The sequence below is a fragment of the Pauljensenia sp. UMB6358 genome, from assembly GCF_030216865.1.
GTDB classification, from domain to species: Bacteria; Actinomycetota; Actinomycetes; order Actinomycetales; family Actinomycetaceae; genus Pauljensenia; species Pauljensenia turicensis_A.
Window position 1 is genome coordinate 44,462 of sequence record NZ_JASOMS010000011.1, and the last position, 8,490, is coordinate 52,951.

General features: G+C 56.4%; 5 protein-coding genes. 4 read left to right on the forward strand and 1 reads right to left on the reverse strand.

Going from position 1 to position 8,490, the window contains the following annotated elements:
• Positions 1 to 6 precede the first annotated feature (6 nt).
• Positions 7 to 3,831 carry a multifunctional oxoglutarate decarboxylase/oxoglutarate dehydrogenase thiamine pyrophosphate-binding subunit/dihydrolipoyllysine-residue succinyltransferase subunit gene (locus tag QP381_RS07830; RefSeq protein WP_006681768.1) on the reverse strand — a complete coding sequence of 1,275 codons (3,825 nt, stop codon included), beginning with the start codon at positions 3,829 to 3,831 and terminating at the stop codon, positions 7 to 9.
• 236 nt (positions 3,832 to 4,067) lie between these two features.
• Between QP381_RS07830 and QP381_RS07835 the strand changes: the two genes are divergently transcribed.
• The 4 genes from QP381_RS07835 (at position 4,068) to QP381_RS07850 (ending at position 8,248) form a co-directional block, all read left to right on the forward strand.
• Positions 4,068 to 5,399, forward strand: a complete 1,332-nt coding sequence (locus tag QP381_RS07835; RefSeq protein ID WP_040318734.1) for a hemolysin family protein — start codon at positions 4,068 to 4,070, stop codon at positions 5,397 to 5,399.
• Positions 5,396 to 6,460 carry a hemolysin family protein gene (locus tag QP381_RS07840; protein WP_006681766.1) on the forward strand — a complete coding sequence of 355 codons (1,065 nt, stop codon included), beginning with the start codon at positions 5,396 to 5,398 and terminating at the stop codon, positions 6,458 to 6,460. Before QP381_RS07835 ends, QP381_RS07840 begins: the two co-directional genes overlap by 4 nt.
• 124 nt (positions 6,461 to 6,584) lie before the next feature.
• Positions 6,585 to 7,433: a M23 family metallopeptidase gene (locus tag QP381_RS07845; protein WP_006681765.1), complete on the forward strand. Its 849-nt coding sequence runs from the start codon at positions 6,585 to 6,587 to the stop codon at positions 7,431 to 7,433.
• Positions 7,430 to 8,248: a glycerophosphodiester phosphodiesterase gene (locus tag QP381_RS07850; RefSeq protein ID WP_006681764.1), complete on the forward strand. Its 819-nt coding sequence runs from the start codon at positions 7,430 to 7,432 to the stop codon at positions 8,246 to 8,248. Before QP381_RS07845 ends, QP381_RS07850 begins: the two co-directional genes overlap by 4 nt.
• The last annotated feature ends 242 nt before the right edge of the window (positions 8,249 to 8,490 follow it).

Here is an 8,490-nt window from a genome sequence, read left to right on the forward strand (position 1 = left end):
CTCGAGTCAGCGAGCAAATGCTGCTGCCATGAGTTCGACGTTCTGCCGCTTGTGATCCGATCCTCGACCGGCTGCGGTTGTTGCCGATTCGGGGCGAGAGACAAGGCGAACAGGACGTTCAAACTCCATGAACATATTGAGTGCCAGGAACGGCCAGGGACCTTGGTTCTTCGGCTCATCCTGAACCCACATAATTTCTGCGTGCGGGTAGCGGGCAAGCTCTAAAGCAAGCTCCTGGGCGGGAAGCGGGTAGAACTGTTCAAGACGAATGATCGCCGTTGAACGATCGCCACGCGCTTTGCGTTCCTTAACAAGGTCATAGTAAATGCGTCCGGAACAGATCAAGACCCTGGTGACCTGCGTTGCATCAATCGACGGATCAACTTCACCGATGATTGGTCTAAAGGTCCCAGATGTGAAGTCTTCAATCTTAGAAGTTGCGGCGGCAAGACGGAGCAGTTGCTTGGGCGTGAAGGCAATCAGAGGCTTACGCGGGCGTCGATAGGCTTGCTGACGCAACATATGGAAGTGGTTAGCCGGAGTAGACGGCTGAACGATCCACATATTGTCCTGGGCAGCCAACTGCAGGTAACGCTCGATACGCGCCGACGAGTGGTCGGGACCCTGACCTTCGAAACCGTGGGGAAGCATCATCACCAAGGAAGAACGCTGGCCCCACTTCTGCTCGGCGGAGCACACGAACTCATCGATGACGGGCTGCGCGCCGTTCGCGAAGTCACCGAACTGTGCTTCCCAGACGGTCAGAGCATCGGGACGTTCCACCGAATAACCGTAGTCGTATGCGAGCACCGCATACTCCGACAGGGGAGAGTCGAAGATATCGAACTTCGCCTGCGTTGGGGTCAGGAACTGAAGCGGTGTGAATTCACGGCCGTTCGTGTTGTCGTGAAGAACAGCGTGGCGCTGGACGAAGGTCGCGCGACGTGCGTCTTCACCCGAGAAACGAACGGGCGTTCCCTCCATCAGCAGTGTGCCAAGAGCCAAGAGTTCGCCGAATCCCCAGTCAATGGGACGCTTCCCGTAGGCCATTTCTTGGCGTCGCTCGCAGAGCTGAGCCATCTTCGGATGCGGGGTAAAGCCGGGCGGGAAGGAAACGTGAGCGTCACCGATGCGGCGGATTTCTTCCGTCGTTGTTGCTGAGTGCCAGCCAATCATCATGCCGGAACCGGGCAACTGAGAGTCGGGCATCAACCAGCCGGCGCTTTCCTTCTCAGCATCATCTTGCGGTGCCCACCCGTTTTCGCGAGTTTCGGACAGGATGCGCGAGAGCTCGTTCTCGTACGCGGTCGCCGAAGCGAGGGCCTCGTCTTCTGTCAGTTGGTGACGACCAACGAGGTTCCGCGTGTAAACGGTGCGTGTCGACGGGATCTTATTAATCAATCCGTACATGACGGGCTGGGTCATCGACGGGTCATCACCTTCGTTGTGACCGCGACGGCGATAGCAGACCATGTCGATGATGACGTCCTTATGGAACGTATTGCGGTACTCGAAGGCGAGTGCTGCCATGCGGACAACAGCTTCCGGATCGTCGCCGTTCACATGGAGGATCGGTACCTGGAGGCCCTTGGCAAGGTCGGTGGGATAGCGGGTCGAACGGCCAGACGTTGGTCCGGTTGTGAAGCCAATCTGGTTGTTCACGATCACGTGGATCGTGCCACCGGTCTTGTAACCGGTCAGCTGGCTCATATTGAAGGTTTCCTGGACAACACCTTGGCCAATGAACGCGGCGTCGCCGTGAACCAGAACAGGGATAATTGGCAGGCTTTCATCGCCAAGCACTTCCTGCTTGGCGCGGACAATGCCTTCTAGGACGGCGTCGGCGGCCTCGAGGTGCGATGGGTTAGCGCCCATGTACACCTTCGTTGCCACACCGTCTTCCAAAGTGTAGACGCCCCAGGTTCCTAGGTGATACTTCACGTCGCCGGAGCCCTGAACCGATGAAGTATCTTGGTTTCCTTCAAACTCGGAGAAGATCTGCGCGTAGGACTTGCCAGCAATATTCGCCAGAACATTCAGTCGGCCACGGTGCGCCATTCCGATCGCAACTTCGTGGATACCTTCTCGTGCCGATCGTGCAAGGATCTCATCAAGAAGCGGGATCAGTGACTCGCCACCTTCAAGGGAGAAACGCTTCTGTCCCATGAACTTGGTCTGAAGGAACTCTTCGAACGCTTCGGCGCGGATCAGCGTCGACAGAATTCGACGCTGTTCAACTGGAGTGGGAACTTCGTAGGGGAGTTCGATGCGGTGCTGGACCCACTGTCGTTGCTCGGGATCCTGAATATGCATGTATTCAATGCCGACGCTACGCGTGTACGTGTCGGACAGGCGAGTCAGGATATCGCGTAGCAACATTTGCTGTTGGCCACCGAATCCGCCGGTCGGGAAGGGACGATCGAGGTCCCATACGGACAGGCCGTACTGGGTGATATCCAGGTCGGGGTGGCGGCGCACGCGGTATGCCAACGGGTCCGTGTCTGCGGCAAGGTGACCGCGTGAGCGGAATGCGTGGATCAGCTCTACGATGCGCGCGGGCTTCCCCTTCTCACGCTCGACGTCATACTCGTGGTCCGCTTCCCAGGCGTAGGGGTACTGGGGGATGTGAAGTGAAGAGAAAACGCGTTCGTAGAATCCATCCAGACCCGACAGCTTTTTATCGATGAGCGCGAGGAACTGGCCGGAGGCCGCACCTTGAATAATGCGGTGGTCGTAGGTCGACGACATAAACATGGTTTTGCCGATGCCCATTGCTGCCAGCTTGCGCGGGGAAACTCCGCGGTATTCGGCGGGGTAGTCGGTTGCGCCAACACCGATAATGAGGCCCTGCCCCTTCATTAGGCGAGGAACAGATGTTGTTGTACCGATTGTTCCAGGGTTTGTCAGAGTAACGGTTGCCCCTTGGAAGTCAGCGGTACCAAGATCGCCGGTGCGCGCACGCTTGACCAGATCCTGATATGCGTCAACGAATTCCATGAAGGTCATGGTGTCTGCCTTGTGGACGACCGGGACCATCAGAGAACGCCCGCCGGAGGCGTTGGTGACGTCAATTGCTAAGCCGAATCCGACGTGGGCTAGACGGTGGATCGCGGCCTTGGTGCCTTCCATCTGATAGCGGACGTTCATATCCGGCATTTCGCACAGAGCCTCGACCAAGGCGTAGCCAATCAGGTGGGTGAAGGAAACCTTGCCACCAACGGTGCGCGCCAAGTGAGCGTTGATCAGAGCGCGGTTTTCAATCAGGAGCTTCGCAGGTATCTGACGCTGTGACGTTGCAGTGGGAACAGAGAGGGATTCATCCATGTTCTTCGCAGTTGCGCGTGCCACGCCCTTGAGGATGCGGAGCTCGTCTTCCTCGGCAAGATCAGTGTTGAGTGATGCGGCGGTGTGGCCGTGCATCTGACGTGTATAGGGAGACGTTGCTTCCATGATGCGCGCCGGAGGAGCCGGGGGCAGGTCAGAACGCGTCACGGACTCCACGTTCGTTTCCGGTGCGTCCGCTTCGGGTTCCTCGAACACAGATTCAGCTAAGATACGTGCTTTCGGCTGTGCGAAGTGTGTCGTGGGGTGATCGTGGATCGACGAGGCCGCCGGCGGGAAAACCGCGGTCTGAACGGGGGCGGGGTGCGATGCGGCCGGAGCGGCCTCGGCAGTTGGCTGAGGAACACGCAACTGAGGAGGAGCGGACTCGGTCGCAAAAAATGCGCGCCACGAGGGATCAACCGAAGTTGGATCCGCCTGATACGCGCGACGCATGGTGTCGACGTACCAATTATTTGCCTGCGGCTGTGCTCCGTTGTCAGTTGCCACGAGAATCTCCGTTCTGTTCAGCCGTGAACCCTACGGCAAAGCATACGGACAGTCTGGGTCTTTAGGCCCGATTTTATAGAGATTGGATATAGCTTGAACGCGTCTTTGGGGAAAAGAAGAAGAATTTTTGGTGAAACTGGCAACAGAGTGGATTCTTGTGCTACACAGAGCACGAATCGGTAAACTGAACGGGTTATGGATTCTGATTTACCATCCAACAGTAAGGTCACGCAGTGATCGCAACTATTGCGATGCTCGTGCTTGGCATCGTTCTGACAATCGGCACATTTATTTTCGTGTCCGCGGAGTTTTCGCTGGTCGCGCTCGATCAAGCGGTCGTTGAAAAGCGATTCCAAGCCGGCGACAAATCCGCCGGAGAAGTCCTGAAGGCAACGAAAACACTGTCGACCCAGCTCTCTGGAGCCCAAGTTGGTATTACGCTGACCACGATTCTTCTCGGCTACACCACGCAGGTAACAATCGCTGACCTTCTTGAAACGGCACTCGGAAGTGCTGGTTTAGCGGCTGGGCTTGCCACGGGTATCGCCGCGATTGTGGCGGCAGTTTTCATTAACGCCGTATCAATGCTCTTTGGCGAGCTGGTTCCAAAGAACCTTGCGCTCGCTCACCCCTTAAAAACCGCGGGTCTTGTCGTTCCCTTTCATATGTTCTTCACTGCGCTGATGAAGCCGATTATTTTCGTTTTGAACGGGTCGGCGAACGCGGTGCTCAAACTGGTGAACATCGAGCCTCAGGAAGAGATCTCATCTGCTCGGTCAGCGTCTGAACTCGAAGCAATGGTTCGACACTCAGCCGAAGAAGGCACGATAGACACGTCGACCGCCTCGTTGTTGACGAACTCAATCCGCCTGTCCGAGTTCACCGCTGCCGACGTCATGACAGACCGCGGGCTGCTTCACTTCCTGCCGGACACCGCCGTCGCATCTGACGTTGTCGCCTTCTCACGAGAAACCGGGCACTCACGTTTTCCGATCGTCGGTGAGGATTTAGATGACATCATCGGCTTGGTTTCGTTGCGCCGTGCCATCGGAGTTCCTTTCGAGCGTCGCGACGAGGTCCCCGTTGTGTCTGCATCCCTGATGGCAGAGGTTCCATCGGTTCCCGAAACAGCCCCCATTGGTCCTCTGATGGTGCAATTGCGTGACGAAGGCCTGCAAATGGCAATCGTCGTCGATGAATACGGTGGGGTGGCAGGTGTTGTCACTTTGGAGGACGTCATCGAAGAAATCGTTGGTGAAGTGTCCGACGAGCATGATGGGCGTCGCCTCGGGATCCGTACCCGTGCCGACGGCGCTCTGCTGATCCCCGGAACCCTGCGCCCCGATGAGCTCTTCGAACGAACTCGGATCGCCCTTCCTGAAGACAACGCCTACGACACGATAGGCGGCCTCGTGATGGCCCAACTTGGACGCATCCCAATGGTTGGCGACCGCGTTGACGTGCACTCAGTGATCCTCGAAGTTGAACACATGCAGGGTCGACGCATTATGCAGATAGCGCTCTATGTGCCTGATCAGGAAGATGAAGAACCGGAGGTTCAGCTATGAGCGCCGGTTGGGGTCTTGGAATCACCGTTGTGTTGCTGGCAATGAATGCTTTCTTCGTCGCCGGAGAATTTGCGACGACATCGTCGCGCCGTTCGCAGATCGAGCCTCTCTGCGAAGAAAAGCGTCGCGGAAGCGCTCAGGCGATGTTCGCACTTGAACACGTATCATTGATGCTCGCTATCTGTCAGCTGGGTGTCACGGTCGCATCAACAACCCTCGGCGTCGTCGCAGAACCGGCGATCGCGCACCTCGTGGAGCATCCGCTGGTTTCACTGGGCTTACCTGCCTCGTCGGCGCACGTCGTTGGTTTTATTGTCGCACTGATTATCGTGTTGTTCCTGCACGTAGTATTCGGTGAAATGGTGCCGAAGAACGTGTCGATCGCAAACCCGGCACGACTCCTTCTGCTTCTTGCGCCACCTCTGGTGGCAATTGGACACGTTGTCAGCCCGATTATCCATGCAATGGATTCATTGGCGAACTGGTTCCTGTCACTTCGTGGAATTGAACCTAAATCTGAAATTGCGGCAACGTTTACAGCCGAAGAAGTGGCCTCCATCGTCGAATATTCGACCGCTGAAGGAGCTTTGAGTGACGACTTTGGTTTGCTCTCGGGAACCTTGGAATTCTCGACCGAAACCGCTGGGTCAGCGATGGTTCCTTTGGGTGACCTGGTTACTTTGGAGCCCGATGTCACCCCCGACGAGGTTGAAAAAGAAGTTGCTCGAACAGGTTTCTCGCGCTTCCCGATCGTTGCTCAATCCGGTGAAATCGCTGGGTACATTCACCTGAAGGACGTACTCTATGCCGATGCTACGAATCGCACTCAACCGATTCCCGCCTGGCGTATCCGCAAGATGGAAACCGTTGCATCAACCGATGAAGTCGAAGACGCGCTCCGCGCAATGCAACGTTCGGGAACGCACTGTGCACTGGTGAAAAACCAAGCAGGAGAACGAATCGGCGTGCTCTTCCTTGAAGATGTTCTAGAAGAATTGGTCGGCGAGGTTCGTGACTCATTGCAACGCGATGTGATCACTCGCGACCGCGATGAGTTATGACTCCCACTTTCAACCAAACCTCTTTAACCGCCAGGCAATACGATGTAGGTTAGTAACCGTTGAACTCGGGCACTCACTTCGAGGGCAACTCCCTGAAATCAGCAGATGAAAAGGAACGTTCAGCGTGTCTGAAGCCAAGATTGAATGTCCGTTGCCGTCACGTCGGCAGATTCATGGACATAGCGATCTGGACGCGTCTACGCCTCGCAAAAGACAATCCCACGTTACTCGTCGTGTAGCTCGTGTCGGTGTTCTTGCTGTGCTAACGGCAACGACTGTCGCGATCCCGCTGTCGGGGTTTGTTGGTGCTCAGTCTTCTGTTGAACTTCCTGCGCGTGCACTTGGTGTTAGTGCCGGTGACGAGTCCTGGACAACGACAACGGTCGTCGCGCAATCGCAGGCCCTTGAAGGGTCCGTCACCGCAGCATCTCGCACACGAGTTCGCGCACCTTTGACTCTCAATAGGTGCTTGCCCTCTGCCCAGACAGCCGCGGGCAATCGAGATGTCCAGGTTCGATCCTCGGAGATCTACTGGCCAATGCCAGCAGGAACGTTCGAGATCACGTCGCCGTTCTTGATGCGCGTTTCCCCGATTTCTGGTCAGCTACAGATGCACGAAGGCATCGACATGGCTGGCCCACTGGGGACTCCGCTACACGCCGTGTATGGCGGCGAGGTCGTCGAGGTCTCTGAAAACAGCCGTTCCGGTGCGTTGGTGAAGATCAAGCACGTCCGTGAAGACGGAAGCATTTTCTATAGCGCGTACCTGCACCAGTACATGGATCAGATCAAGGTCCGTGTGGGCGACACCGTAGAAGCGGGACAGGTAATCGGTGCCGTTGGAAACAACGGTTGGTCAACTGGCCCGCACCTTCACTTTGAAATCCATAACTCCAACGACGAGCCCATCGATCCCGAAGCATGGCTTAAAGAAGTTGGCGCAGTTTATTTCGGAGAGCAGGCTTGTTCATGATCCCGGTTTCTTCTCGCGTCGGGCCGATCATTCTTGCCCACAGGGGAGGCAACGAGGTCGCGCCTGAAAACTCGCTTGAGGCATTCGCTGATGCACGTCAGCTCGGTATCCGCCACATTGAAACCGATGTTCATCTGACCGCTGATGGCAAGGTTGTTGTCCACCATGATCCGATGATCGATCGCGTATACAACGGTTCTGGTCTGATTGCTCAGATGACGTGGGATGAGTTGAAGACGTACACGAACGATCACGGTGATCGTATTCCGTTGCTGTCCGAAGCTCTTGAGACCTTCCCGGATCTCTACTTCAACATCGATGCGAAGGTTCCCGGTGTTGAGGGGCCTCTGTTGGATGTTGTCCGTCAGGCTCATGCTGAGGATCGCGTTGTCCTGGCATCGTTTAACGAGCGTCGGCTGAAGTGGCTCAGAGAGCAATCTCAGGGCCAGATTGCAACGTCGTTGGGTAGTCAATCAGTGGTGCGTTTGGTTGTGGCTGCAAAGAGCGCAACGAAGACGCGCACATGGCGGATTCCAGGTTCTCATCAGGGCGTTGTTGCCGCTCAGGTTCCGCTGTCCTTCGGCCCTGTGACCGTTGTGGATCGTCGTTTTGTTGCGGCGGCCCATTCGCATGGTTTAGCTGTCCACGTCTGGACGGTCGATGAGATTGACGATCTTAATCAGCTGATCGCTCTTGGAGTCGACGGCTTTGTGACCAATAAGCCGAAGTGTCTGCGCGACTATCTGATCGATCGCGGACTTTGGGAAGAGCTTCCTCCTCCAGGCGCGATGCGAGGTCAGCACCCGCGCGACTGAGCGTCGTGAGCAGAATGCGCCTCATGCGTTTATGTGCATGCAGGTGCGTTTTCTTTTGCGTTACGCGCGAGCTGGCAGGTTTGGGCGTGTGAGGCGACGATGTGGGGTTTGCGTGTGGAGTGGATCCGGTTTTTTGCCTCGAATGACCTCAGAGAGCGCCAGCGAGGTTCTGTATGTTTGATCCGCTGTTGACGTCGATGCTGACCCCATACTTACATACGCATTCGGGGTGTGCGCCGCGC